The organism is Paucibacter sp. KBW04, from assembly GCF_003852425.1.
Lineage (GTDB): Bacteria > Pseudomonadota > Gammaproteobacteria > Burkholderiales > Burkholderiaceae_C > Paucibacter_A.
This window is the reverse complement of record NZ_QAJN01000009.1, coordinates 56,396-81,009: the sequence shown is the minus strand read 5'-3', so window position 1 is coordinate 81,009 and position 24,614 is coordinate 56,396. Positions and strand designations below refer to the sequence as shown.

The 24,614-nt window shown below is 64.4% G+C and carries 17 protein-coding genes; 12 read left to right on the top strand and 5 right to left on the bottom strand.

Going from position 1 to position 24,614, the window contains the following annotated elements:
* The first annotated feature begins 3 nt into the window (after positions 1-3).
* From DBR47_RS11890 to DBR47_RS11870, 5 genes are read left to right on the top strand one after another with little or no spacing between them, the layout of a single operon-like run.
* Positions 4-2,109 carry a hydantoinase/oxoprolinase family protein gene (locus DBR47_RS11890; RefSeq protein WP_124450246.1) on the top strand — a complete coding sequence of 702 codons (2,106 nt, stop codon included), beginning with the start codon at positions 4-6 and terminating at the stop codon, positions 2,107-2,109.
* Positions 2,106-3,794, top strand: coding sequence for a hydantoinase B/oxoprolinase family protein (locus DBR47_RS11885; RefSeq protein WP_124450245.1), 1,689 nt, complete (start codon positions 2,106-2,108; stop codon positions 3,792-3,794). The genes DBR47_RS11890 and DBR47_RS11885 overlap by 4 nt, the downstream gene beginning before the upstream one ends.
* 16 nt (positions 3,795-3,810) lie before the next feature.
* Positions 3,811-4,620, top strand: coding sequence for an aspartate/glutamate racemase family protein (locus DBR47_RS11880; protein WP_124450243.1), 810 nt, complete (start codon positions 3,811-3,813; stop codon positions 4,618-4,620).
* A gap of 49 nt (positions 4,621-4,669) precedes the next feature.
* On the top strand, positions 4,670-5,905 hold the full coding sequence (locus DBR47_RS11875; RefSeq protein WP_124450241.1) for a cytosine permease: 1,236 nt from the start codon (positions 4,670-4,672) through the stop codon (positions 5,903-5,905).
* A 12-nt stretch (positions 5,906-5,917) separates the two neighbouring features.
* Entirely contained in the window at positions 5,918-6,211 is a 294-nt protein-coding gene (locus tag DBR47_RS11870; protein ID WP_124450239.1) for a DUF1330 domain-containing protein, read from the top strand.
* Positions 6,212-6,807: 596 nt separating this feature from the next.
* Here DBR47_RS11870 and DBR47_RS11865 read toward each other — a convergent pair.
* The 5 genes from DBR47_RS11865 to DBR47_RS11845 all read right to left on the bottom strand — a co-directional run bounded on the left by DBR47_RS11865 (position 6,808) and on the right by DBR47_RS11845 (position 12,078).
* Positions 6,808-7,320: a GNAT family N-acetyltransferase gene (locus DBR47_RS11865; protein ID WP_124450237.1), complete on the bottom strand. Its 513-nt coding sequence runs from the start codon at positions 7,318-7,320 to the stop codon at positions 6,808-6,810.
* A gap of 272 nt (positions 7,321-7,592) precedes the next feature.
* Positions 7,593-8,168: a hypothetical protein gene (locus tag DBR47_RS11860; RefSeq protein ID WP_124450235.1), complete on the bottom strand. Its 576-nt coding sequence runs from the start codon at positions 8,166-8,168 to the stop codon at positions 7,593-7,595.
* 130 nt (positions 8,169-8,298) lie between these two features.
* Entirely contained in the window at positions 8,299-9,672 is a 1,374-nt protein-coding gene (gene mpl, locus DBR47_RS11855; RefSeq protein WP_124450233.1) for a UDP-N-acetylmuramate:L-alanyl-gamma-D-glutamyl-meso-diaminopimelate ligase, read from the bottom strand.
* A 33-nt stretch (positions 9,673-9,705) separates the two neighbouring features.
* The gene (hemL, locus tag DBR47_RS11850) at positions 9,706-10,995 is read right to left on the bottom strand and encodes a glutamate-1-semialdehyde 2,1-aminomutase (RefSeq protein WP_124450231.1); all 1,290 of its coding nucleotides are present in this window, start codon (positions 10,993-10,995) and stop codon (positions 9,706-9,708) included.
* 87 nt (positions 10,996-11,082) lie between these two features.
* Positions 11,083-12,078: a hydroxymethylpyrimidine/phosphomethylpyrimidine kinase gene (locus tag DBR47_RS11845; protein ID WP_370454908.1), complete on the bottom strand. Its 996-nt coding sequence runs from the start codon at positions 12,076-12,078 to the stop codon at positions 11,083-11,085.
* Between the two features lie 243 nt (positions 12,079-12,321).
* On the opposite strand from DBR47_RS11845, the gene DBR47_RS11840 reads away from it, so the two are divergent.
* From DBR47_RS11840 to DBR47_RS11810, 7 genes are all read left to right on the top strand, one after another.
* A complete protein-coding gene (locus tag DBR47_RS11840) occupies positions 12,322-12,474 on the top strand; it encodes a rubredoxin (RefSeq protein ID WP_124450315.1) in 153 nt (50 codons plus the stop codon).
* Positions 12,475-12,576: 102 nt separating this feature from the next.
* Entirely contained in the window at positions 12,577-12,981 is a 405-nt protein-coding gene (locus tag DBR47_RS11835; RefSeq protein WP_305037015.1) for a PleD family two-component system response regulator, read from the top strand.
* A 62-nt stretch (positions 12,982-13,043) separates the two neighbouring features.
* Complete coding sequence (locus DBR47_RS11830) at positions 13,044-13,409, top strand: PleD family two-component system response regulator (protein ID WP_124450229.1); 366 nt, start codon at positions 13,044-13,046, stop codon at positions 13,407-13,409.
* 179 nt (positions 13,410-13,588) lie between these two features.
* Positions 13,589-14,143, top strand: coding sequence for a chemotaxis protein CheW (locus DBR47_RS11825; protein ID WP_124450227.1), 555 nt, complete (start codon positions 13,589-13,591; stop codon positions 14,141-14,143).
* 193 nt (positions 14,144-14,336) lie between these two features.
* Positions 14,337-16,670 carry a methyl-accepting chemotaxis protein gene (locus DBR47_RS11820; protein WP_124450225.1) on the top strand — a complete coding sequence of 778 codons (2,334 nt, stop codon included), beginning with the start codon at positions 14,337-14,339 and terminating at the stop codon, positions 16,668-16,670.
* 14 nt (positions 16,671-16,684) lie between these two features.
* The gene (locus tag DBR47_RS11815) at positions 16,685-23,386 is read left to right on the top strand and encodes an Hpt domain-containing protein (RefSeq protein WP_124450223.1); all 6,702 of its coding nucleotides are present in this window, start codon (positions 16,685-16,687) and stop codon (positions 23,384-23,386) included.
* A 162-nt stretch (positions 23,387-23,548) separates the two neighbouring features.
* Complete coding sequence (locus DBR47_RS11810) at positions 23,549-24,586, top strand: GGDEF domain-containing protein (RefSeq protein WP_124450221.1); 1,038 nt, start codon at positions 23,549-23,551, stop codon at positions 24,584-24,586.
* Positions 24,587-24,614: the final 28 nt, after the last annotated feature.

The following is a 24,614-nucleotide window of genomic DNA, read 5'->3' as shown; positions in this document are numbered from 1 at the left end:
GACATGACGCTTCATATCGCGACCGACGTCGGCGGCACCTTCACCGACCTCGTGCTTTACGACTACGACCACAACAGCTTGCGGGGTGAGCTGCGCACGCTCAAGGTCGACACCACGCCGCCTAACTTTGAACAAGGTGTGTTGAATGCCATCGCCAAGAGCGGCGCCGATCTGTCCCAAGTGGATCTCCTGGCCCATGGTGCCACCGTCGTCATCAATGCTTTGACCGAGCGTCGAGGCGCCAAGACGGCGCTGGTGACCACACGCGGTTTCCGCGATGTGCTGGAGATTGGGCGCGGCAATCGGCCCGACCTGTTCAACCTCAATTTTGAAAAACCCGTGGCCTTTGTGGAGCGGTATCTCCGCGCCGAGGTGACGGAGCGCATCACTCATCTGGGCGAGGTGCTCAAGCCCGCAGAGCTGGGCGAACTGGCTTTGATTGCCGAGCAGTTCAAACGCGATGGCGTCGAGGCTATTGCCGTGTGCTGCCTGCACGCTTACCGCAACCCGGTGAACGAGGCCGCGATTGCCGAGGGCTTGCGACGCCTCTTGCCCGAGGTGCCGGTGGTGGCCTCGCATGAGATCAGCCGCGAGTGGCGCGAGTACGAGCGCACCAACACCACGGTGGCGAGCGCCTTTGTGTCGCCGGTGGTGCGCAAATATGTGGGCGCCCTGGAAGCGGCGCTGGCCGAACAAGGCTTTCACGGCAGCTTGTACCTGATGCAGTCCAACGGCGGCATGACCAGCAGCGCCGGGGCCGTGGCCAACCCGGTGTCCATGGTCGAGTCCGGGCCGGCCAGCGGCATGCTGGCGGCGCAGGCACTGGGGCAGCTGATTGGTGAGAGCAATCTGATCGCCTTGGACGTGGGCGGTACCACGGCCAAGTGCACGCTGATCCACAAGGGCCAGCTGCCGGTCACGACCGAATATCACATCGAGCGCACGGCCAAGCACCCCGGCTACCCGATCCAGACGGCCGTCATCGACCTGGTTGAGATCGGCCAGGGCGGTGGCTCCGTGGCCAGCGTGGACGCGGGCGGCCGCATCAAGGTCGGGCCGCAGAGCGCAGGGGCTTTGCCGGGGCCGGTCGCTTACGGGCGTGGCGGCAAGAAGCCCACCACCACCGACGCCAATCTTTTGCTCGGCCGCATCGACGCCCTGAACTTCCTAGGCGGTCAGGTGGACCCCGATCTGAACGCGGTGTCCTCGGCCTTTGCCGAAGTCGGCGCGCCCCTGGGTCTCAACGCCATCGAGACCGCCCAGGGGGTGCTGCGTCTGGCCAATGCGAATATGGTCAATGCGCTCAAGCTGGTGTCCACCAACAAGGGCTACGACCCGCGTGACTTTGCGCTGATGTGTTTTGGCGGCGGCGGCGCCTTGCACGCGATCGAGTTGGCCGAGGAGTTGCGCATTCCGCGCGTCATCATCCCTACGAATGCAGCGGTGTTTTCGGCCTGGGGCATGTTGTTGACCGACATCCGGCGCGACTACACCATGACCGCCTTGCAGGCCTTGGCCCAGGACGCCGGTGAGCCGATGACCCAGACCTTCGCGGCCATGCAAGAGAACGCGCGGGCGGACTTTGTCGCCAAGGGCATGAACGAGGCGGAGATGACCTTCAGCCACTATGCCGATCTGCGCTACCTGGGCCAGGAGCACACGGTCAAAATCCCGGTCGACTTGGCGAGCTTGGCCACGGCAGCCGGTGTGCCAGGCGGTGTGCAAGCTCTCGCCGATCGCTTTCATGCCGACCATGAAACGCGCTACACCTACCGCCTGCCCGAGGCCGGCATCGAGGTGGTGAACTTCCACCTGGTGGCCAGCGTCCATGTGGTCAAGCCCAAGCCCCAGCTGCTGGGCACGGGTTCACGCAAGGTGGAGGAGACGCGATTGGGCAGCCGCAGCGTCTTCTTCGAGCATGACGGCGAGCAGCTGGCCACCATTTACGACGGTGCGCGCCTGGAGACCGGCATGCGCCTGGTCGGCCCCGCCATCGTGCAAGACAGCTCCTCCTCCTTGGTCCTGCCGCCCAAGCACAGGCTGAGCGTCGATTCCTACGGCAACTTCATCGTCGATTTGCATTTCGCAGCACTCCAGGAGGCCGCATGAACAAGCACCCAACGAAGGCGCATGACCCCGTCACGCTGCAAGTCATCAAGGACGCGCTGACCGCGATCGGCCAGGAAATGTTCCAGGTCATGATCCGCACCAGCATGAGCCCCATCATCTATGAGACGACGGACTTCGCCGTTGGGCTCACCGATGCAAAAGGCGAGCTGATCGCCCAGGGCAATGGCGTCTCGGGCTTTCTCGCCACCCTGGACACGGCGGTACAAAGCGCCTTGATCCACCATCCGCCGCACACGCTCAAAGCGGGCGATGTGATCCTGACTAACTCTCCCTACGAAGGCGGTGGCACCCACCTGTCGGACGTCATTGTCTTGGTGCCCATCTTGTTCCAGGGCGAGTTGGTGGGCTTCTCAGCCAATAAATCGCATTGGACCGAGGTGGGCGGCAAGGATGCCGGCAGCGTCTCCACCACCTCGCGTGAGATCTTCCAAGAAGGCCTGCACCTCAAGTTCGTCAAGGTCTATGACGAAGGCCGGCTGAACCAGGCCCTGGTCGAGGTCATCCGCGCCAATGTGCGCCTGCCCGAGCAGACTCTGGGCGATTTGCATGCCGGTGTCGCGGCGGCGCGCACCGGCGAGAAGCGGGTCTTGCAGCTGTTTGAACGTTATGGCGCCGACACCGTCAATTTCGCCATGGCCGACCTCTTGAACTACGGCGAACGCCTGACGGCCAGCCAGCTGCGGGACCTGCCCAGCGGCGTGTTCGAGGCCGAGGACTTGATCGAAGAGGACGGCTTGGGCAATGGCCCCTTCAAACTCAAGGTGAAGGTCACGGTGGCGGACGGCCGCATGACGGCCGACTTCAGCGGCACCAGCCCGCAAGCCCCCGGCCCCATCAACTCGGCCCGCACGGCCTTGGTCACCGCCGTGCGCTGCGCGCTCAAGGCCATCACCGACCCTGACATCCCGGCCAACGGCGGCTGCTTTCGGCATGTGGACATTGTTTGCCCGGAGGGCACCTTGCTCACCGCGGTGAGCCCGGCGCCGGTCTCGTTGTACTACGAGTCCTTGGTGGCGGTGATCGAGCTGGTCTGGAAGGCGCTGGCCCCGGCCATGGTCGGCAAGCTGCCCGCCGGCCACTACCGTTCGGTGGGCGGGACTTTCCTCGCCGGCACCCACCCGGACAGCCAGCAGTTCTACGTCTTGGGCGAGCCCCTGGTGGGCGGCTGGGGCGCGGGTGCGGACCGTGACGGCATCAACGGCCTGTTCTGCTGCGCCAATGGCGAGACCTACAACATCCCGGTCGAACTGGCCGAGAGCCGCTACGGCGTGCGCATCGAGCAGTACGCCTTTCATAACGAACGTGGCGGCGCAGGCAAGTTCCGTGGCGGGCGCGGCGTCGTGCTGGACTACCGGCTGACCTCGGACGAGGCCTTCCTCACCGCCACCTACAGCCGCACCGCGAGCCGGCCCTGGGGCTTGATGGGCGGTTGTGAGGGCAGCTCGAATCGAGGCGAGGTGCTGCGTGCAGATGGGAGCCGGGAGCCCAGCAATATGACCACCGGCATGCCCATCAAAAAGGGCGATCTGATTCGCATCACCACGGGGCACGGTGGGGGGGTTGGTAACCCCAGGGAGCGTGCGCCCGAGGCCATTCGACGCGATCTGCGCAACGGCTACATCACGGCCGAAGAGGCGCTTGAAGACTACGGCTTTGCCGGTTGAAGCGGGAGACCGAAAGATGAGCAAACCGCTGAATCCCGCACCGGCCGAAGTCACGGTGCGCTGGCTGAACCCCGTGGGCTTTGACGCCTATGACGCGCCCATCGCTGAACTGCTGGCCCGCATCAAGCAAGCGGGCACGCGGGTCGAGATGGTGTCCTTCGACATGCCGGCCACGCCCACCCATCTGGAGTACCGCAGCTACGAGGCCTTGATGACGCAGCGCATCGTCGAATGCGCGCGGGACAGCGGCCAAACCGGCGTCGATGCGATGGTGATTGGTTGCTTTTACGACCCCGCGCTTGAGGAGGCGCGGGAGCTCTCGGGGGCCACCATCATCACCGCGCCCTGCATCGCTTCCTTGTCGGTGGCGACACAGTTGGCCAATCGCTTCTCCATCATCGTGGGCCGCCACAAATGGATAGAGCAGATGAGTGGTCGGGTTCAGCGCTATGGCTTGCAGGACAGGCTGGCCTCTTTTCGCTCTTTGGAGATGGGGGTGGACGACTTTCAGCGCGAGCACAAAAAGACCCGCGCCCGCATCATCGAAGAGGCGAAGCGCGCCGTCGAGCAAGACAAGGCGGAAGCCATTGTCTTGGGCTGCACGATTGAGTTCGGCTTCTTTGCAGAGGTGCAGGCCGAGGTCGGCGTGCCCGTCATCGATGCCGTCGTGGCTTCGTTCAAGCAGGCGGAGCATCTCGCTCAGATGAAGAAGCAATTTGATTGGCGCCCGAGCCGCGTCTGGAGTTGCGAGCCTCCGCCCGAGGAGGAAATGCAGCGCTTCGGCGTTTACCAAAGCCCGCCCGCCCTGCGCAAGTTGAGCTGCTGATTCCTAACGCTTTATCTCTCTCCCCGCATTAGCTGAAACGAAGGACATCATGACTACTTCCAAGGACAGCGGCCTCACATGGCTCGGCCTCGCTACCATCTGGTTTGGCGGCATGATCAGCGTGCCATCGCTCTTGATCGGCAGCACGCTGGTGGCGGGCCTGCCTTTCTGGGATGCCATGCTTGCCGGCTTTCTCGGCTTCAGCGTGGTCGTGGCCTTCATGAGTCTTGAGAGCGTCGCTGCGGTGGAGCAGCGCCTGGATACGGTGGAACTTGCCTCCAGCGCGTTTGGCCGCAAGGGGGCCCAGCTCGTGGTCGGCCTGGCCCTGGGCATCTCCCTGCTGGGATGGTTTGGTGTGCAAAGCGGGGTTGCCGGCAGCTCGATTGCCAAGATCAGCCAGCTGTCCTTCGGGGTCAGCATCTCGCCGGCCCTGGCCTCCTTGTTCGTGGGGCTGGCGATGATGCTGACCGCGGTGTTCGGCTTCAAGTACCTGAAGTGGCTCAACTTCATCGCCGTCCCTTGCAAGGTGTTGTTGGTCGTGTATGCGCTGCATATCGCGTTTCAGAGCCACAGCTTTGAGGTCATCAGCAAGTACCGACCCGATCCCGCCCACAAGCTGGACTTTTTGACTGCCATCGGTCTCTCCATCGGCTTCTTCTCGGTGGGAGGCGTGATTTCCCCGGACTATGCGCGCCATGCACGCACCAGGCTGGATGCAATCCTGGGCTCGGTTTTGGGCCTGCTCCCCGCCGCCATGGGTTTGGCCGCATGCGGCGCCATGCTGGCCATCATTCAGAACACCTATGACATCGTTGAAATCTACGCAAAGCTTGGCATGCCCATACTCGCGCTGTCGGTCCTCATCATTGCCACGTGGACGACCAATGTGATGAACGCCTATTCCTCCGGGCTGGCCATCAATCAAGTCCTGCACTGGCCTGCGGAGCGGCGGCAGACGGCCACGCTCATCGCCGGTGTGCTGGGTTCACTTCTCGCGGCCTCGGGCATTCTGGGCAACTTCATGGAGTTTCTGATGTTGCTGACGATGATGGTTCCGCCCATTGCCGGCGTGCTGGTCAGCGACTACTGGATTGCGCGCAGCTACACAGCCCAGGCGCCTAGCGGCTTCAATCTGAACGGCTTGGTAGCTTGGGGCGCTGGCGTGGCGTCCATGTTTCTGATCAATCATCCCTTGCGTTCGATTCTTGGCATCTGCGTGGCGGGTGGCTTGTACTTTGTGATGGTCAAGCTTCGCCCCGCAACGCAGTTGCGGGCCATGAGCTGAAGGAGTGATTGCATGACTTCGCCTGCGTATCTTGTTGCTGAACACCGGGTGGAAAACGCCGAGGCGTTTGAAGAGTACCGACGCAAGGCTGCGCCCTTGATCGAGCAATTTGGTGGCCAATACATCACGCGAGGTGGCTCCCATCGCATGCTTGGTGGTGAATGGCAGCCGACCCGGGCGGTCATCATCCGCTTCCCCGACAGGGCCGCGCTGGAGGCTTGGTATGCCTCGCCGGACTATGCGCTGCTTGTCGATTTGAGGCGGAGTGCGGGGCCGGAGGTGATCTGGGCGGTTGATGGGGTTTGAGTGCGACAGGCTCTGGTCAAGTCGACCTTGAACATCGATGCTTCGCTAGTGTTCGGCTGTGTTTGATCAGCGGCCCAGCCGGGAGTTCGCCCCGGCAGGCGACCTACTTTTTTGCTTCGCCAAAAAAGTAGGCAAAAAAGGCGACCCGAATGCCTGGCCCCTGCGGGGTCCGCTGTGGTGCTCGGATTCGCCGGCCCGCGCCCAACTCACTGCGCTACGCTCCGTTCAATCAGGGGGCGCGAGCTAGAGCTTGAAGTCGCTTCGCGACGCCCGTCGAATCCTGCGCTCCTCGCCCAGGCAACACGGGGAATGCGAACCCCACTCGGCTCGCTGCGCGTCGCCTCGATAACGATGCAGCTAACGCTGCATGCGCTCGGCGCATGCAGCCCCTCAAGCCGATGCGCAGCGAGGCGTGACGGTATTCAAATCCCGTTGAGACTGGGTGAGGAGCGGAAGCTTCGCTGGGCGTCGCGAAGCGACTTCAAGGCCTGACTTCGCGCCCCTTCCCCTTCGCTAAGGAACCAGTAGCGAACTCGGAAGTCTGGCTCAGTGCTTCTCGATCTCGGTAGGACTCCAAATGGGCTTTAACGCTTGAACTAGGCGCTATTTCGAAACCGTAGGCAGACTTCCTCAACTTGGCGGCCGCCAAGTTCAAACTGCTTTTCGCTGCCTTTGACGTGCGAGAACCCACAGCTCTTGTAGAAGTTGACCCCGCGCTCGTTCCGACCAAAAACCCACAGAGAGATTTCGACATAGCCAAGGGCGCGTAACTCCAGTAGGGCTTGAGCCATGAGCGCGCGACCGACGCCTTGACTCCAGGATTCCGGGTCGGCGTAGAGCGCCCAGATTTCGCCTTGCTCGGGAGACGATTGTTCGTCGCGCCAGTGGCCGTAGTTGATGAAGCCGACGACGTTGTCGTCTTGGAGCGCAATGAGCGTTTTGGACTCTTGCCTTTGGAGTATGTCTTCCCACCGAATCGCCCGATCCTCGAAGGAAAGTTGATCCAGGAACGCTTGGTCGAGGATGCCGGCGTAGGCCGCCTGCCAAGAGCGGATGTGGACTCTGGCGATGCCGGATGCGTGCTCAGGAGTGGCAGGAGCGATGTTCATGGCGCCCAAATTGACTTCTGTAAATCGTTAACGATGGCCGCCAAGCATTTGACCATGCACTTGGGCACTCCCAGCCCGGCCAAACCAAGGGGTCAGCATCGACACCGACATGGGTTTGCGATTTTGGATGGGTGTCCTAGATCACTTCCGGCGTTGGAAGAGGGTCAGGTCTTGCCTAGAGATTTGAGACCTGACCCCGAACCGCGTGAGACCTGATCCTGAACCTTTCGAGACGGTATCTGATTCCGAACCTCTAACCCCTGTGCGGTCTATTACTCATGGATCGTTGTACTACCGTGCCACATGTCCGCAAAGATACCGAAGCGGTCACTCTCAGGCAGTGCATCGGCAAGTATTCCCTTGAGATTGCGTACGGCAGCGTAGGAACGCTTAGCGTTTCCGAGCGTAATTTCACGTTCCAACTTGGACAAGGGAGTGTCAAATGCCGTCTTGTTAAGTCCGGCCTGAGGCAGGATTCGTTCACAAATGATTTCTTCAGGCTTTGGGTGCGCAATGTCGTTTCGAAACCGCCCCAAGTATTGCAAGGTGCACCAGGGCTCCTCAAGGGGATTCCGTTGAATGCCTAGTTCTTCGACCAATAGATCTATCTTCTCGTAAGGACGGAGGCGTTCGAATGACGACCAGTCACGTGCAGCACGAGATCCAACGGCATTGACGAGTGCTTCGATTGCGAGAGCAACCATGACCATTGATGCGAGGCACTTGTTATACCGGCCAAGCTCAGAAGCTTCAGCGTCTTCGATTTCCAACTGAGCCGCATGAAGAAGCATGTGGTGAGCGAAGAATGTGCGTTCCTCTGTCTTTCGGAACAGCGGAGAAATTGTCATGGACCAAACCTTTTCTTCTGCAGTTCGTAAGCGATTGCAGCCATTCATTTAACGGCGCGTGTGCGGAGTGGCCATTTGGTAAATCGGTACCAGCACAAGAGGGTCTGGCGCTTGCTAGCTGCCGCACTGCTCACCCACCAAACTTATCCCTCAACCCGTCCAACAACTTCTCATGAACGCCCCCAAACCCCCCATTGCTCATACACAGCAAATGGTCCCCCGCCTTAGCCACCCGCAGCACCGCTGAAACCAGCGCATCTACATCCGCGCCAACGACCGCTTGCGCGCCCATCGGCGCCAAGGCCTCCTTGGCATCCCATCCCAGCCCAGCCTGGTTGCAAAAACTCAGATCGGCTTCTTCTAGCGCCCAAGGCAGTTGCGCCTTCATGGTGCCCAGCTTCATGGTGTTGGAACGGGGCTCGAAAATCGCCAGGATGCGTTCAGCAGGCGCAATGCGGCGGCGCAGGCCGTCAATCGTGGTGCGCATGGCCGTGGGATGGTGGGCGAAATCGTCGTAAACCTTGATGCCAGCGACCTCGCCGCGTAACTCCATGCGCCGACGCACGTTTTGAAAAGTGGCCAGGGCGGCGGCGGATTGCTCAGGGCTCACGCCCACATGCTCGGCCGCGGCAATCGCGGCCAGGGCGTTGAGTTGGTTGTGCTCGCCGATCAGGCTCCATTCCACCCGCGCCACCTTGAGGCTGCCGCGCAGCACATCAAAGGCTTGTGGCTCGCCACGGGCGCGCAGGGTGCCGGACTCTTCCTTGCGGGCGCCAAAACGCTGCACCTCGCTCCAGCAGCCACGGTCCAGTACGCGTTGCAGCGCGTCCTCGCGGGCATTGGCCACGATGCGGCCGCTGGCGGGCACGGTGCGCACCAGGTGGTGGAACTGGGTCTCGATGGCGCCCAGGTCGGCAAAGATGTCGGCGTGGTCGAACTCGAGATTGTTCAGCACCGCGGTGCGCGGCCGGTAGTGCACAAACTTGCTGCGCTTGTCGAAGAAGGCGGTGTCGTATTCGTCTGCCTCGATGACGAAGGTCTTGCCCGAGCCCAGCTTGGCACTAACGCCAAAATTCTGCGGCACACCACCCACCAAAAAGCCCGGTTGCAGACCGGCATGCTCCAGGATCCAGGCCAGCATGGAGGTCGTCGTGGTCTTGCCATGGGTGCCGGCCACCGCCAGAACATGGCGGCCCTGCAGCACATGCTCGGCCAGCCATTGCGGGCCGCTGGTGTAGGGCGCACCGGCATCCAGAATCGCTTCCATCAGCGGGAACTTTTCGCCCCGCGTCACCACATTGCCGATCACAAAGACGTCGGGCTTGAGGGCCAATTGCTCGGCACCAAAGCCGGTCGTCAGCTCAATGCCCAGGGCTTGGAGCTGATCGCTCATGGGCGGGTAGACATTGGCATCGCAGCCTGTGACGCGGTGACCCGCCTCGCGGGCCAGGGCGGCCAGGCCGCCCATGAAAGTGCCGCAAATGCCGAGGATGTGAATATGCATGGGTGATACGGCCTTAGCTCTAGGTGACGATGCTTAGCGCAAGACCTTGCGAGCAGCTTCCAGGGTCTGGTTGAGGTCGGCGTCGCTGTGCGCGGCCGAGACAAAACCGGCTTCGTAGAGCGCGGGCGCCAGGTAGATGCCCTCGTCCAACATGCCGTGGAAGAAGCGGTTGAAGCGCTCTTTGTCGGTCGTCATCACGGTCTGATATTCCTGCGGCAGCGAGTCCATCAGGAAGAAGCCAAACATGCCGCCTTGCGCGTCAACGCTAAAAGGCACGCCGTTTTCCTTGGCGACTGCCGCCAGGCCGTCGACCAGGCGGCGAGTCTTGGCCGACAGGTCTTCGAAGAAACCGGGTTTTTGGATCTCGCGCAAGGTGGCCAGGCCGCAGGCGGTGGCGACCGGGTTGCCGCTCAAGGTGCCGGCTTGGTAGACCCCGCCCAGCGGGGCCAGGTGCTTCATGATGTCGCGGCTGGCGCCGAAGGCGGCCAGGGGCATGCCGCCGCCGATGACCTTGCCGAAGACGCTGATGTCGGGCTTGAAGCCGGGGATCAGGCTGGCGTAATGGCCTTGGGCGCTGTGCAGACCGACGCGGAAACCGGTCATCACCTCGTCCAGCACCAGCAGGGCGCCATGCTCGGTGCAGAGCTCGCGCAGACGCTTCATATACGCCGTCTGGGTGCGCACGAAATTCATATTGCCGGCGATCGGCTCGATGATCACGCAGGCCAGCTCCTTGCCGTGCAGGGCAAAGGCTTCTTCCAGCTGGGCCAGGTGGTTGAACTCCAGCACCAAGGTGTGCTGCGCCACTTCGGCGGGCACGCCGGCGCTGGTGGGGTGGCCAAAGGTGGCAAGACCTGAGCCTGCCTTGACCAGCAAGGCATCGGTGTGGCCGTGGTAGCAGCCCTCGAACTTGATGAATTTGCTGCGGCCGGTGGCGCCGCGCGCCAGGCGGATGGCGCTCATCGTCGCCTCGGTGCCCGAGGACACCAGGCGCACCTGCTCCATGCTGGGCACCAGCTTGAGGATCTCTTCGGCCAGCTCGATCTCGCGCTCGGTCGGCGCGCCGAAGGAGAAGCCTTCCTGCGCTGCCTCGGTCACGGCCTTCAGCACGGCGGGGTGGCCGTGGCCCAGAATCATCGGGCCCCAGGAGCCGATGTAGTCCACATAACGCTTACCGTCAGCGTCAAAGATGTAAGCGCCTTCGCCACGGGTGATGAAGCGAGGCGTGCCACCGACGGCGCGGAAAGCGCGCACAGGCGAATTAACGCCGCCAGGGATCACGCGCTGGGCGCGCTCGAACAAGACTTGGTTTTGTGAAGACATGGCAGGAACAGCGAATGGCTTGTGGCTTAGAAAAAAGGGCAGGCTTGGCCTGCCCATTCACGTTTCTTGTGGAACTGGTGAATTCGATCAGTGCATGCGACGCGGTGGGCGGCCTACAACGGGGCCGTCATCCAGGCTCAGGCCGCCAGCATCCAGCTCGGCCGCAGCGGCAGCAGCCTCGGCGGCAGCGGCTTCCTCTTCTTCCTCGTTAGGCGGCAGAGCCCAGAAGAAGCGGTCGGGAATCGCATTGCCCATGCCGGGGCGGAAGCCTGCGTCCAGGGCCTGGTCCAAGAAGGACAGGGCCTCGGCCACGGCGGAGTGGATCTCGGCGCCCACCGAGAGCAGGGCGGCCAGGGCGGCCGAGAGGGTGTCACCGGCGCCGACAAAATTGATGTCGAAACGCTCGAACTTCTCGCCCGTCACCGGGCCTTGGGGCGTCGCCAGCACATTGTCGACAAACTGGTTGGGCAGGCTGATGCCGGTCACCAGCACATGGGCGGCGCCATGCTGGGCGGCGGCCACGGCCAGCTCGCGCGGCGAGGCGGGGCGGTCGGCGTCCCAGTCGGGCAGCAGGAAATCGGTCAGGGTCTTGTGATTGCCGACCAGCACATGGGTCTGCGGCAGGATCAGCTCGCGGAAGGAGTCGAGATAGCTTTGCTGCTGCTCTTCATCCAGCCAGGCCACATTGGGCAGATAGGCGACCAGGGGCACGTCAGGATAGTCGGACAAGACCTCGGCCACCGCGCTGACGCCCTCGGCGCTGCCCAGAAAGCCGACCTTCCAGGCGGTGATGGGGATGTCTTCCAGGATCAGCCGGGCCTGCTCGGCAATGGTGTCGGTGTCCAGCGTCATGTGCTCGAACACCTCGGCGGTGTCGCGCAGCACGATGGCGGTGACGATGGGCAGGCAGTGGGCACCCATGGCGGCAATGGTGGCGACGTCGCAGCCCAGGCCGCTCGCACCGCTGGCCTCGCTGGCATTGAAGCTCATCACGCTGGCCGGGGCTTGCGCTCCCTGATCGTCTTCGCTGAGGGCCACGTCAACGGCGTTGGCCGGATGGGCTTTGGGTTCGATTTTGCTCATAAGGTGCGGCGCAAGGTCAGGGTAATTTCGCAAATCGGCTGGCCGCAGGCGGCGGAGCTCACAGCGGCCCTTCGAACACTTTGTGCGAACCTCAACAAGAGCCGCAGCATTGGCGGGTAAGTCCCGAGAATTGCTGTTGCATCCTTGTCTACTTCCACACGAAGGCCGAGGAGCCAGCGTGGCTACAATCTTTGCATTGTAGTGAGCAAAAAGATAAGCATCGTGAGCGAAGCAAGTACCTGGATGTGCCTGATCTGCGGCTGGATTTACGACGAGGCTGCAGGTGACCCAGAACATGGCATTGCCCCAGGTACCGTTTGGGCCGATGTGGACATGAACTGGACCTGCCCTGAATGTGGGGCACGTAAAGATGACTTTGAAATGGTCCGTATCTAAACAAGGGCCAAGTCCCGCGGGCAGCTGCCGCTGTTTGACTGTTGTACCTGCTGCCAGGCTCTCCCCTGATTCGTTTGGCTTTGCTGAGAAAGAGGCTAGGACGTGCAAGTTCCTGAAGGTCCCGAAAGCAGCGTGACTGCGGCAAGAGTGCTGGTCATTGATGACAGCAACACCATACGGCGTAGCGCCGAAATCTTTCTCAAGCAGGCCGGTCATGACATCGTCTTGGCCGAAGACGGCTTTGATGCGCTGGCCAAGCTCAGCGACTTTGAGCCCGATCTGGTCTTCTGCGACATCCTGATGCCGCGCCTCGACGGCTACCAGACCTGCGCCATCATCAAGCGCAACCCTCAGTTTTCCTCGGTCCCTGTGATCATGCTGTCCTCCAAGGACGGCTTGTTCGACAAGGCGCGCGGCCGCATGGTCGGCTCGCAGGACTATCTGACCAAACCCTTTACCAAAGATCAATTGCTCAAGGCCGTGCAGATGCACCGGCGTGTCGCTTGATGCCTAGCTCAGCCGACTTGAACTTGATTGCGTTCCCTGGCCTCACCGATTGAGGACGAACCATGCCTATCCAAAAAATATTGTTGGTCGATGACTCCAAGACCGAGTTGCATGTGCTCAGCGAACTGCTGGTCAAGCGCGGCTACTCGGTGCGCACCGCCGAAAACGGCGAAGAAGCCTTCAAGCGTCTGGCCGAAGAGAAGCCCGATCTCATCCTGATGGATGTGGTGATGCCCGGCCAGAACGGCTTCCAGCTCACCCGCACCATCACCCGCGATGAACGCTATGCCGATCTGCCGGTGATCATGTGCACCAGCAAGGGTCAGGAGACCGACAAGGTCTGGGGCATGCGCCAGGGCGCGCGTGATTACGTGGTGAAACCGGTCAAGGCCGAGGAGTTGTTGGCCAAGATCAAAGCCCTGGGCTGAGATGAGGCCCCTCGCCCAAGGAGTACCTTGGTCGGTCCCCCGCGGGGACGGCGATGCTTGCCGGATTGACCGGCAAGCACATCGCCAAGGCGGGCCGGCTTGGGACGGCCCGGCGCTCGGCCCGAATGCAGTCAGTTTCATGCCGAATGGTTGGTGCAAACGTGCTATGAGCAAACAAGATGAGTAACAAAGAAGCCCTGCGTGAATTGCAGCAGCGCCTGGCGCAACGCATGCAGGCCGCGCGCGAGCACCAGGCACCGGGTGCCGCCTGGTTGGCGGTGGAGTGCGGGGGGCAGGGCCTCTTGTTCTCGCTCAAGCATGCGGCCGAAATCTTCACGCCCGTGCCGCTCAAGCCGCTGCCCTATGCCAAGCCCTGGATGATGGGGGTGGCGAATCTGCGCGGCGGCCTGTTCACCGTGGTGGACCTGGCGGTTTTTCTGGGGCTGCGCGCGCCGCAGGCGCCGGGCTCGGCCGAGGCGCGTGCCGACGCGGGTCAGGCGCGCCTGGTCTCGCTCAACCCGGATATGAATTCCAACTGCGCCTTGTTGGTGGACCGCCTGGCCGGTCTGCGCAGCGAGGAGCAGCTCAAAGCTCAGCCCCTGACGGCGGCCGAGCAAGAAGGGCGGCCACGCTTTGCCGGCCAGCGCATGCTGGACGCGCAGGGGCGATCGTGGCAACAAGTGCATTTGGACGCCCTTTCAAAACATGAACAGTTTTTGCAAGTTGTGGTCTGATCCCCGGCGGGATGAGGCGGTGCAGCCCTTCTGAACCCGACGATCCAAGCCGACCCCTGCCAAGCGGGTCGGCCCAAAACGGATCGCAGGGGCGGCAGGGACGGCCGTGCCGGAACAAAAAAATGGTTCGATCTCCGGCCTGAACAGAGATCGGCGAACAATCGACATCGAGTGAAATCGAGAAGAGGGTGAGATGAGCTTCCTGGACAAGATCAAGAACCTGGGCAAGACCGAGGGCGAGGCCAATGCCTTTGGCAGCGATGCAACGAGCGCGGGCGGCAGCCCCGCCTCAACGGCCCTGAACGGCGCCCAAGGCTATGACGCGCGCGAGCTCGACAGCGACGCGGCTCACCCGGCCTCCTCCACCTCGTCCATCATCTCGGAGGCGGTGCCTACCGAGTTCACGCCGGCCGATTTCGGCACGACGACGACCAGTTTCAACACCACCACCACCAGCGCTGCCGAGACTCAGGCCCCGCCCGCCGCTGCGCCCGCCGTTTCGGCCAAGCGCCACCAAACCCTGCTCACGGCCCTGGTGGCCTTGGGCCTCTTGGGCACGGCCGCCACGGTCAGCCTGACGATTCTGAACAGCTCGCGCAGCGCGGCCCAGGTGCGTGCCACCGGTCAGGCCTTGATGCAGTCGCAGCGCATGGCCAAGTCGGTGACCTCCGCCTTGGTGGGCAAACCCGAGGCTTTTACCGAATTGCGCGAGAGCGTCAGCACCATGGCCAGCGTGGTCCGGGACCTGCGCTCGGGTGAGGGCGATCTGGCCAAGGCGCCGCGCTCGGCCCAGGCCAGCTTGGACGCGATTCTGCCGGTGGTGGAGCGCGCCGAAGCCAACGGCAAGGTGGTGAAGTCACAGGAAAAGGCCTTGACCGAAGTCGGCCAGGCTCTGCGCGCCATCAACAAGCAATCGGGTGATCTGCTGGAAAGCGCCGAGTCCGTCTCGGCCGAAGCCTTGCAGCAAGGTGCCTCCACCGCCGAAATCTCCGCCGCCGGCCAGCTGGTGATGTTGACCCAGCGCATCGGCAAGAGCGCCAATGAATTCCAGACCCAGGAGGGCGTCAGCCCCGAGGCGGTGTTCCTGCTGGGTAAGGACTTGAACTCCTTCAAGCTGATCACCGAAGCCCTGATCAGCGGCAACCCCGAGCTGCATCTGAACGGCGTGCGCGACGCCGGTCTGAAGGCCCGCCTGGTCACCTTGCTCAAGCAGTACGAGCTGACCCGCAGCCAAGCCTCGGTGATCCTGGGTAATTTGCAGGGCCTGGTGTCGGCGCGTGAGGCGCAGACCAGCATCTTGGCCGATGCCGAGCCGCTGCGCAAAGGCCTGGAGCAGGTCGCGCAAGAACTTGAGTCGGCCGGTGGCGTCAACCTGCCCCTGGTGGTGGTGATGTTGGCCTCGCTGGCCGCCCTGGTGGCCGGCGCCTTGGGCTTCTTGCGTTTGTACGTGGCCGACCAGGCTCAGCGCGCGGCCATGGCCGAGGCGCAAAAGCAAGAGGCCGAGGCGCAGGAGCGCGAAGCCAAGCGTGTCAACGACGCCAACCAGGCCGCGATTTTGCGTTTGATGAATGAGCTGCAGACGGTGGCCGAGGGCGACCTGACCCAGCAAGCGACGGTGACGGAAGACATCACCGGCGCGATCGCCGACTCGGTCAACTACACGGTGGAAGAGCTGCGCAATCTGGTCAGCCAGGTGCAGGCCACGGCCGCGCGGGTGACCGACACCACCGGCCAGGTGGACCAGACCTCCACCGATCTGCTGGCCGCCTCCAAAGAGCAGCTGCACGAGATCCGCTCCACCGGCGAGGCCGTGCTGCAGATGGCGGGCCGAATCAACGAGGTGTCTACCCAGGCGCAGGCCACGGCCCAGGTGGCGCGTCAGTCGCGTGAGGCGGCTGAGTCCGGTCTGCAGGCCATGCAGAACAATATCAGCGGCATGAATTCCATCCGCGACCACATCCAGGAAACCTCCAAGCGCATCAAGCGTCTGGGTGAGTCCTCGCAGGAAATTGGTGAGATCACCGAGCTGATTTCCGACATTACCGAGCAAACCAATGTGCTGGCGCTGAACGCAGCTATCCAGGCGGCCTCGGCCGGTGAAGCCGGTCGCGGCTTCTCGGTGGTGGCCGAAGAAGTGCAGCGCCTGGCCGAACGCTCGGGCGATGCGACCCGCCGAATCGCCGCCCTGGTCAAGACCATTCAGACCGACACCCACGACGCCGTGGCCGCCATGGAACGCTCCACCTTGGGCGTGGTCCAGGGTACCCGTCTGTCTGACGCGGCCGGTAAGGCGCTGGAAGAGATCGACACCGTGTCGCGTCGCCTAGACGATTTGATCGCCCAGATTTCGACTCAGGCGCTCAGCGAAGCGCGCTCCGCCAACGAGGTGGCCGAGAACATTCAACACATTTTTGCCGTGACCGAGCAGACCAGTGAGGGCACCCGTTCGACCGCCCAGATGGTGCATGAGTTGTCCCGTTCCGCTGATGCCTTGAAGGCCTCGGTGGCCCGCTTCAAGGTCGCCTGAGGCAAGAGGCAGTGATGGAACTCTTGTCCTCAAACCCACGCCAGTCCCGGCCCGCGCCGGGTGGTCGAGACGCGCCGGAGTTTCGCGATTCGCAGATGCCGCGCGACGCTCAGGATTCCGAACTCCCGGCCGACCTGAGCCCGCTGGCCTGGGTGCAGGAGGAGTTGCGCCGCTCGCTGGAGACGGTGCACAAATCGCTGCGCCGCCATCTGCGCGATGGCGAGACCCGGCTGTCCAATTTCACTGCATTGGCGGGCGGAGCGGCCGAAGGCCAGGCACAATCGCCCCTGCTGGCGGCGGCTGCCCAGCTGCACCAGGTGGCGGGTGTTTTGTCCCTGGTGGGCCTGCCCGCCGGCGCCACGGTTTTGCGCGCGGCCGAGCAGGCGGTGTCGAATCTGGCCCAGCACCCGGCCAATATCGATCTGCCCAAGGTCGAGATCATCGAGCGGGCCGACTTCGCCCTGCTGTCGCTGATTTCTCGCCTCTTGGCCGGCACGCCGGCCTCGGCCCTGAGCCTCTTCCCCAGCTTCCGCGAGTTGCAGGCCTTGAACGGCGCGGAGCGCATCCACCCCGCCGATCTCTGGACTTTTGACTGGCGCTGGCGCGAGCTGCCCGAGGACGTCAGCGCGCAGGCGCAGTCGCCGGCCGCCCTGCGCGGCCCCTTCGAGGCCACCTTGCTCAAGCAGATGCGTGAGCCCAGCGAGACCATGGCACGGGCCTATGCCGCCAAGCTTAGCGATCTGTGTGCGGCCCTGGCCGCCGATCTGGTTGGCGCGCCGCGTAGCCGCACGCTGTGGCAGTTGGCGGCCGCCATGTTTGAGGCCCAGGCCCAAGGCCTGCTGGTGGCCGACCCCTTTGTGAAGCGCCTGGGCTCGCGCCTGCTGGCGCAGCTGCGCGCGGTGGACAAGGGCGATGCGGCGGTCAACGAGCGCCTGGCGCACGACCTGCTGTTCTTCTGCGCCCAAAGCGCCTTGCCCGGCCCCAACGAGAGCGCACCCCGCCTGCTGGTGGTGCGCGCCAACTTCAATCTGCCCGATCAGCCCCCCGGCGATTACGAGGACGAAACCCTGGGTCGCATCGACCCGGCCTGGGTGACCCAAGGCCGGCGCCGCGTCAGCGCGGCCAAGGAATCCTGGGGCACGGTGGCCGAGGGCGAGACCCATCGCCTGGCCGGCCTGGACGAGCAATTCGCCAGCCTGGCCGACTCCTTGCAGCGCCTGTTCCCGGGCGGCGCCGTGCTGGGCGAGATGCTGCAGCGCGCCGTCGTCAGCACCCTGCGTTCGGGCAAACCGCCGCCGGCCCCGCTGGCGATGGAAGTTGCCACCAGCTTGCTCTATGTGGAAGCCGCGCTGGACGACCAGGCTTTTGATCAGCCCGAGCAGGCCCAGCGCGTCAAGCGCCTGGCCAGCCGCATCGAGTCCGTCGCCCGTGGCGGCACGCCCGAGCCGCTGGAAGCCTGGATGGAGGATCTGTACCGCCGCGTCTCCGACCGCCAGACCCTGGGCAGCGTGGTGCATGAGCTGCGTGCCAATCTGGCCGAGGTCGAGCGCCTGGCCGATGAGTATTTCCGCGACCCGAGCAAGCGCGAGCGCCTGATCCCGGTGCCGGGCCAGCTCTCCGCCATGCGCGGCGTGCTGACCGTCTTGGGCCTGGGCCATGCCGCGCAAGCCTGTCTGCGCATGCGCGACGAGGTCGATCGCCTGGCCAATACCGAGGTCGATGTCGAGCGCGCCGCACCGCGTGAACTCTTCGACCGCCTGGCGAATAATCTGGGCGCCCTGGGCTTCATGATCGATATGTTGGGCGTGCAGCCCGCCTTGGCCAAGCGCATGTTTGTGTTTGACGAGGCCAGCGGTCGACTGAGCCCGCTGATGGGCCGCAACCATGCCGAGGCCGCCGCCGATATGGCGCCGCTGGCCACAGCCGCCGCGCCCGCGATCAGCCCGGTCCCTGCACACGCACACGCACACGCACCTGCGCCCGCAGCCGCACCCGTCTTGCCGCCCATGCCCGCGCGTCCTGCGCAGGCGGCACAGGCGCCGGCGTCCTTCGACCCGGAGATGCGCGAAATCTTCCTGGAAGAAGCCAGCGAGGTCTTGGCCAATGCCCGCGAGGCCCTGGCCAAGCTGCGCAGCGAAGGCCAGAGCCGCGAGCAACTGACCGTGCTGCGCCGCGCCTTCCACACCCTCAAGGGCAGCTCCCGCATGGTGGGCTTGGAGGACTTTGGCGAAGGCGCCTGGGCTTGCGAGCAGCTGTACAACGTGCGCCTGAGCGATGCCTTGCCGCCCCCCGGCAACGATCATCTGCTGGACTTCAGCGCCGAGGCCCTGGACTATCTGGGCCAATGGTGCGAGGAGATCGCCGCTCAGGGTGAGGGCGCGGCTGAGCCCGTGCCCGTGCCCGTGCCCGTGCATTACTCCGGCCCGCTGCGCCATGCTGCCGACGCCCTGCGTCTGCAGGGCTTGCGCGTGTCTCTGCTCGAACAGGCGGAGCCCGCGGTTCATGCGCCGGCCGAGTCCTCACCGGAGCTCACACCCGAGCCCGCAGCCGAGCCCAGCCCGGCGCCGCTTCTGCAAGCCCCGGACTTGCCGGTGCTGGAAGAGCTGGCGGCTGTGGAGGCTGTCCCCGAGCCCTCAGCCGAATCTGTCGCTGAAGCTGAACCAGCGCCTGTTTCTAGCCCTGAGCCCAGCCCCGTGCCGGTCGAAGCCGGCCCGCCGGATCTGGGTCTGACCGAGCCCCGCATCTTTGAGCCGGCCGCAACGCTTGCCGAGGCTGCCCCCGAGCCGAGTGCTGTGCCGCAAGAGCGTGCTGCCTTCCAGGCCACCGAGCTGAGCCCACCGCTGGAGTTTGCGCTGACGCAGCAGGTCGAGTTCCCGGCCACCAGCCATATCGCCTTCCCGCCCACCGAGATGGCGGAGCGCTTGGTTCTGGATCTGCCGCCCGAGGCCACGCCGGTGCCGGCCGAGCCCGCACAGCCGCCCGAGCCCACGGACGCCGAGGTGCAGGCCGAGTTCCTCGCCTTGCTGGAGCCCGAACAGGCCCAGGCCATGGCGGCCGTCTTGCATCTGGCCGAGCCCACGTCGGCACCGGCGCTGAGCTTGGACGAGGACGAGCAGCCCTTTGTGCTGCAACTGCCCGATGAGGTCCTGGCGGCCTCGAATACGCCGCCAGCTGGAGCCGACTTTGAGCTGCCCGAGTTTGAACTGCGGCTGGATCTGGGCGAGGAACTGCCGCCCGTCCCGGCCGAGCCGCCGACGCCCGAGCGCGACTATCTCTCCGACGCCGATCTGCCCACCCTGACCGAAAGCACCAGCCTGAGCGAGGCCCTGGCCTTGAGCCAAGGGCAGGGGCTGCCGGTTTTGACGGAGGAGCTGACGCCGGACCTGGCGCCAACCCTGACGGATGCCGCGGCCGAGGAAGTCCCGACGCTGGAGGCCCTGCCCGAGGTGTCGGAGAGCGATATCGACTTGCTGGCCTCGCTGGACGGTTTGCTCGACGCCGTGCCGACCGAGCCGCCGGTGGCCGCACCTCCCGAGTTGATGGAGGCGCTGGCCGCGTCGGAAGAGCTGGCGCCGCTGGCCGAGCCTGAGCCCGAGCCCGAGCATTTGGCCGAAATGCCGCATGAAGCTGAGGCCGAAGCCACGGCCGAGCTTGGCGCCGACGCTGAGGCGGAGATCGCCGCCGCCCCGACGCCCAGCCATGCCCCGGTGCTGGAGTTGGTGCGCAACACGCCGCCGCCCGAAGTGCTGCAGGAGCAAGAGCTGCGCGCCGCCGAGACCGAGGAAGAGAGCGTCAAGGTCATTGGCCCAATCCGGGTCAGCATCACCTTGTTCAATATCTTCTTGAACGAGGCCGATGAGCTGTCGCGTCGCCTGGGCACCAGCCTGGCCGAGTGGGCGGTGGAACTGGCCGGCACCGTGCCCGCCAATTGCGAGCCACTGGCCCATGCCCTGGCGGGCAATGCGGCGGCCGTGCAGTTCGAGGACTTGTCCACCCTGGCGCGTGCGCTGGAGCATGCCCTGGGCCGCGCCCAGCGCACCCGGCATTACAGCGAGGCCGAGGCGCAGATGTTTGTGCAGGCGGCGGACGAGATCCGCCATCTGCTGCATCAGTTCGCCGCTGGCTTCCTGCGCCCGCACGATCCGGCCACCCTGGCCTTGCTGCAGGCTTACCAGCCCGAGGCCGACCCCGAGCTGGACCTGGATTCGCGCCGCCTGGATCTGGAAGAGGAACTGCCCCATAAGCCCAGCCTCGCCCCCATTCCCGCGGCCCTGGACGACGAGGTGGAGCCGGGCTTGCCCGACGCCATTGACCCCGAACTCTTCCCCATCTTCGCGGATGAAGCCCAGGAGCTGCTGAGCGAGTTGCATGCCGCCTTGCGCAGCTGGCTCTCGCAAGCGCATGAGCGCAGCGCCGGTGCGGCCTGCATGCGTGCTCTGCACACCTTCAAGGGCGGTGCTCGTTTGAGCGGTGCCATGCAGCTCGGCGAGCAGGCCCATGTGCTGGAAAGCGCGGTCGAGCGCGCCCTGGCCCAGGCCGATGGGCACGAGATGCCGGCCCTGGAAGAATTGCTGGCTCTGCAGGCCGGTGCTGACGCCTTGGCCGCCAGTTTTGAAGCATTGCGGGCGGCCCAGCAAGCCCCGCAGACCGCGGCGGCGCTGCCGGAGCTGACCGAGCCGGCTCAGCCGGCTGCAGAGGGTTTGGCGCCTGCGCTTGGTCAGGCCCTGCCGCAAGCCGTGGCTACGCCTGGCGCTGGCATCGATTGGTCGCGTTTTGTCGAGACCGGTCAGGACACAGGCTTTGGCAGCGAGGCCGGTGCTGGCTTGCAAGCCATGGTGCGGGTGCGCGGTAGTTTGCTCGAACGCATGGCGGCTCAGGCCGGTGAGGTGAGTATTCGCCGCACCCGGCTGGAGTCCGAGCTGGCCCAGATGAAGGGCGCCTTGCTGGATCTGGACGATAACTTGGACCGCCTGCGCGCTCAGCTGCGCGAGCTGGAGCTGCAAGCCGAAGCCCAGATGGGCTCGCAGCAGGAGCAGCTGCAGCGTGCGGCCGAGCATTTCGATCCCCTGGAGTTTGACCGTTACACCCGCTTCCAAGAGCTGACCCGCATGCTGGCCGAGTCGGTCGGTGACGTGGCGACGGTGCAGCGCTCTTTGCAGCGCAATGTGCAGTTAGGCGAAGACGAGCTGGCCGCGCAGTCGCGCCTGACGCGCGAGCTGCAGGACGATTTGCTGCGCACCCGCATGGTGGAGTTCGACAGCCTGTCCGAGCGCATGCACCGGGTGGTGCGCCAGGCGGCGCGCGACACCGGCAAGCAGGCCGAGCTGAGCATCGTCGGCGGCCAAACCGAGTTGGATCGCAGCGTGCTGGAACGCATGGCTGGCGCTTTTGAGCATTTGCTGCGCAATAGCGTGGGCCATGGCATCGAGGCGCCCGAAGCCCGCGTTGCCGCGGGCAAGCCGGCGCAAGGCCAGCTGCGCCTGAGCCTGCAGCAAGAGGGCAATGAGGTCTTGCTGAACTTCAGCGACGACGGTGCCGGCCTGGACCTGCCTCGCATTCGCGAGCGCGCCATCGAGCTGGGCCTGATGCCGGCCGAGGCCGTCAAGGCCCTGGCCGACGCGGAGCTGATGCAGCTGATCTTCCGCCCCGGCTTCTCCACCGCCACCGAGGTGACCGAAACCTCGGGCCGCGGCGTGGGCATGGACGTGGTGCGGGCCGAGGTGGCCACCTTGGGCGGCACGATTGAAACCTCGTCCAGCACCGGCCAGGGCAGCAGCTTCACCCTGCGCCTGCCCCTGACCACGGCGCTGACCCAGGTCGTGCTGCTGCGCTGCGGCGAGCAATCGGTGGCCGTACCGGCCAGCTTGATGGACTCGGTGCAGCGCCTGCCTAACGATCAATTGGAGCAGGCTTATGCCAAGGGCACGCTGAACCAAGCCGGCCAGGAGTTGCCTTTCTACTGGCTGGGCGGTCTGCTCGGCCAGCAGGGCCGTGGCATTGCCCATGGCAAGACGGCCTCCATCGTCTACATGCGCAATAGCCAGCAACGCCTGGCCCTGCATGTGGACGAGGTCCTGGGCAATCAGGAAGTGGTGGTCAAGAATCTGGGCCCGCAGCTCAGCCGCGTGCCCGGCTTGGCCGGTATCAGCCTGCTGGCGTCCGGCGACGTGGCCTTGATCTACAACCCGCATGCCCTGGCCAGCTGGTATGGCATCGCCGCTCAGCAACGCCTGCGCGATCTGCATGCGCAGGCCCAGCAGGAGCTGGCCGGCGCACACCTGGGCGCGGCCGAAGTGGCGGCCGAGGACGAGCTGCAGCTGGCGCCCTTGATCCTGGTGGTGGACGACTCCCTGACCGTGCGCCGCGTCACCCAGCGCCTGCTGGAGCGCGAAGGCTACCGGGTGCAGCTGGCCAAGGATGGCCTGGATGCGATGGAACGCCTGGCCGAGGAAGAGCTGCCAGCCCTGGTGCTCAGCGATATCGAGATGCCGCGCATGGACGGCTTCGATCTGGTGCGCAATATGCGCGGTGACGCGCGTCTGGCGGGTCTGCCCGTCATCATGATCACCTCGCGCATCGCACAAAAGCACCGCGACTATGCGCAGGAGTTGGGGGTTGATCACTATCTGGGCAAGCCCTATGACGAAGATCAGCTGCTGAAACTGATTGATGGTTACACTTCGACACACATTCCCGACGGAGGGTCGGGGGCGTAGTTCCAACACCGAATCAGCGCAAGACTCCCCACCCTGTTCGTGCAGGGCAGGGAGTTAGCAGTCGTGTTGATCGGAGGCTGGGGCATAGGGGTGTAAGGGGCCAGAAGAGCCCTGAACACCGAGGAAATATGCTGAGGCCCCGTACATGGGGCGATCTAAGCCATGTCCGAAGTCGTTGATCATCTCGCCGAGATGACGGGGTTTCGCGATCGCGATGTGATGGACGTCACCCTGGTGTCGGCCTTGCGCGATCTGCTGGAACCGCTGTCGGTGGCGATCTTCCGTTGCGTCGGAGAGCCCGGTCAGGAGCGTTGGCTGACGCGCGCCCGGCTCGCCTTGGAAGACGCGGTGGCCACGGCCGACCCGCTCTGGGCCGACCCCGCCACTCTGCCCCTGGCCCAAGAGCACCCGGCCCGGCTGGACTGCATGCGCAGCCGCAGCGTGCAGCAACAGCGGGTGGGCGAGGTCTGGCTCTCGCTCTTCCCCATCGCCACCGATCGTGAGGTGGTGGGCGTGGTGGAAATCCATTCGACCCTCAAGCTCAGCCCCGCCCTGCAACGCATGGTGGGCAGCGTGCTGCGGATTTATCACAACTTCCAGGGCTTGCTGGAATACAGCGAACGCGACACCTTGACGGGCTTGCTCAATCGCAAGACCTTTGAGGAAAGCTTCTTGAAGGCCGTCAGCGAGCTGCCGGCGCGCAGCGATGTGCCGCCGAGCGATGACGGCCGCCGCCACGAAGGCACGCGGCCCCAGTACTACCTGGGCGTGATCGATATTGACCATTTCAAAAGCGTCAACGACCGCTTTGGACATTTGATCGGCGACGAAGTCTTGCTGCTGCTCTCGCGCCTGATGCGCAGCAGCTTCCGCTTCCACGATCTGCTCTACCGCTTTGGCGGCGAGGAGTTTGTGGCCTTGATGCGCTGCGAAGATCAGCTCGATGCGGCCCAGGCCTTCGAGCGCCTGCGCCTCAATACCGAGCATTACCTGTTCCCCCAGGTGGGCCATATCACGGTCAGCATAGGCTTCACCCAGGTGCGGGCGGAGGACTCACCCGCCTCGGCCTTTGACCGCGCCGACAAGGCCGTCTATCACGCCAAGGAATCGGGCCGCAACCAGGTGCACAACTATGCCGATCTGGTCAGCAGCGGCCAGATGCAGGAGCAGGCCCAGGTCAGCGCGGTGGAGTTGTTCTAAGGCTTCTTCGCGTATCGTTTTGTTTCGC

Bases quoted from the DNA above. Each gene is read 5' to 3' on its own strand.
- DBR47_RS11885 (WP_124450245.1), top strand. From the start codon at position 2,106: ATGAACAAGCACCCAACGAAGGCGCATGACCCCGTCACGCTGCAAGTC.
- hemL (WP_124450231.1), bottom strand. From the start codon at position 10,995: ATGTCTTCACAAAACCAAGTCTTGTTCGAGCGCGCCCAGCGCGTGATC.
- DBR47_RS11840 (WP_124450315.1), top strand. From the start codon at position 12,322: ATGTGCCTGATCTGCGGCTGGATTTACGACGAGGCTGCAGGTGACCCA.
- DBR47_RS11875 (WP_124450241.1), top strand. From the start codon at position 4,670: ATGACTACTTCCAAGGACAGCGGCCTCACATGGCTCGGCCTCGCTACC.
- DBR47_RS11820 (WP_124450225.1), top strand. From the start codon at position 14,337: ATGAGCTTCCTGGACAAGATCAAGAACCTGGGCAAGACCGAGGGCGAG.
- DBR47_RS11810 (WP_124450221.1), top strand. From the start codon at position 23,549: ATGTCCGAAGTCGTTGATCATCTCGCCGAGATGACGGGGTTTCGCGAT.
- DBR47_RS11870 (WP_124450239.1), top strand. From the start codon at position 5,918: ATGACTTCGCCTGCGTATCTTGTTGCTGAACACCGGGTGGAAAACGCC.
- DBR47_RS11815 (WP_124450223.1), top strand. From the start codon at position 16,685: ATGGAACTCTTGTCCTCAAACCCACGCCAGTCCCGGCCCGCGCCGGGT.
- DBR47_RS11880 (WP_124450243.1), top strand. From the start codon at position 3,811: ATGAGCAAACCGCTGAATCCCGCACCGGCCGAAGTCACGGTGCGCTGG.
- DBR47_RS11845 (WP_370454908.1), bottom strand. From the start codon at position 12,078: ATGAGCAAAATCGAACCCAAAGCCCATCCGGCCAACGCCGTTGACGTG.
- DBR47_RS11825 (WP_124450227.1), top strand. From the start codon at position 13,589: ATGAGTAACAAAGAAGCCCTGCGTGAATTGCAGCAGCGCCTGGCGCAA.
- mpl (WP_124450233.1), bottom strand. From the start codon at position 9,672: ATGCATATTCACATCCTCGGCATTTGCGGCACTTTCATGGGCGGCCTG.
- DBR47_RS11865 (WP_124450237.1), bottom strand. From the start codon at position 7,320: ATGAACATCGCTCCTGCCACTCCTGAGCACGCATCCGGCATCGCCAGA.
- DBR47_RS11860 (WP_124450235.1), bottom strand. From the start codon at position 8,168: ATGACAATTTCTCCGCTGTTCCGAAAGACAGAGGAACGCACATTCTTC.
- DBR47_RS11830 (WP_124450229.1), top strand. From the start codon at position 13,044: ATGCCTATCCAAAAAATATTGTTGGTCGATGACTCCAAGACCGAGTTG.
- DBR47_RS11890 (WP_124450246.1), top strand. From the start codon at position 4: ATGACGCTTCATATCGCGACCGACGTCGGCGGCACCTTCACCGACCTC.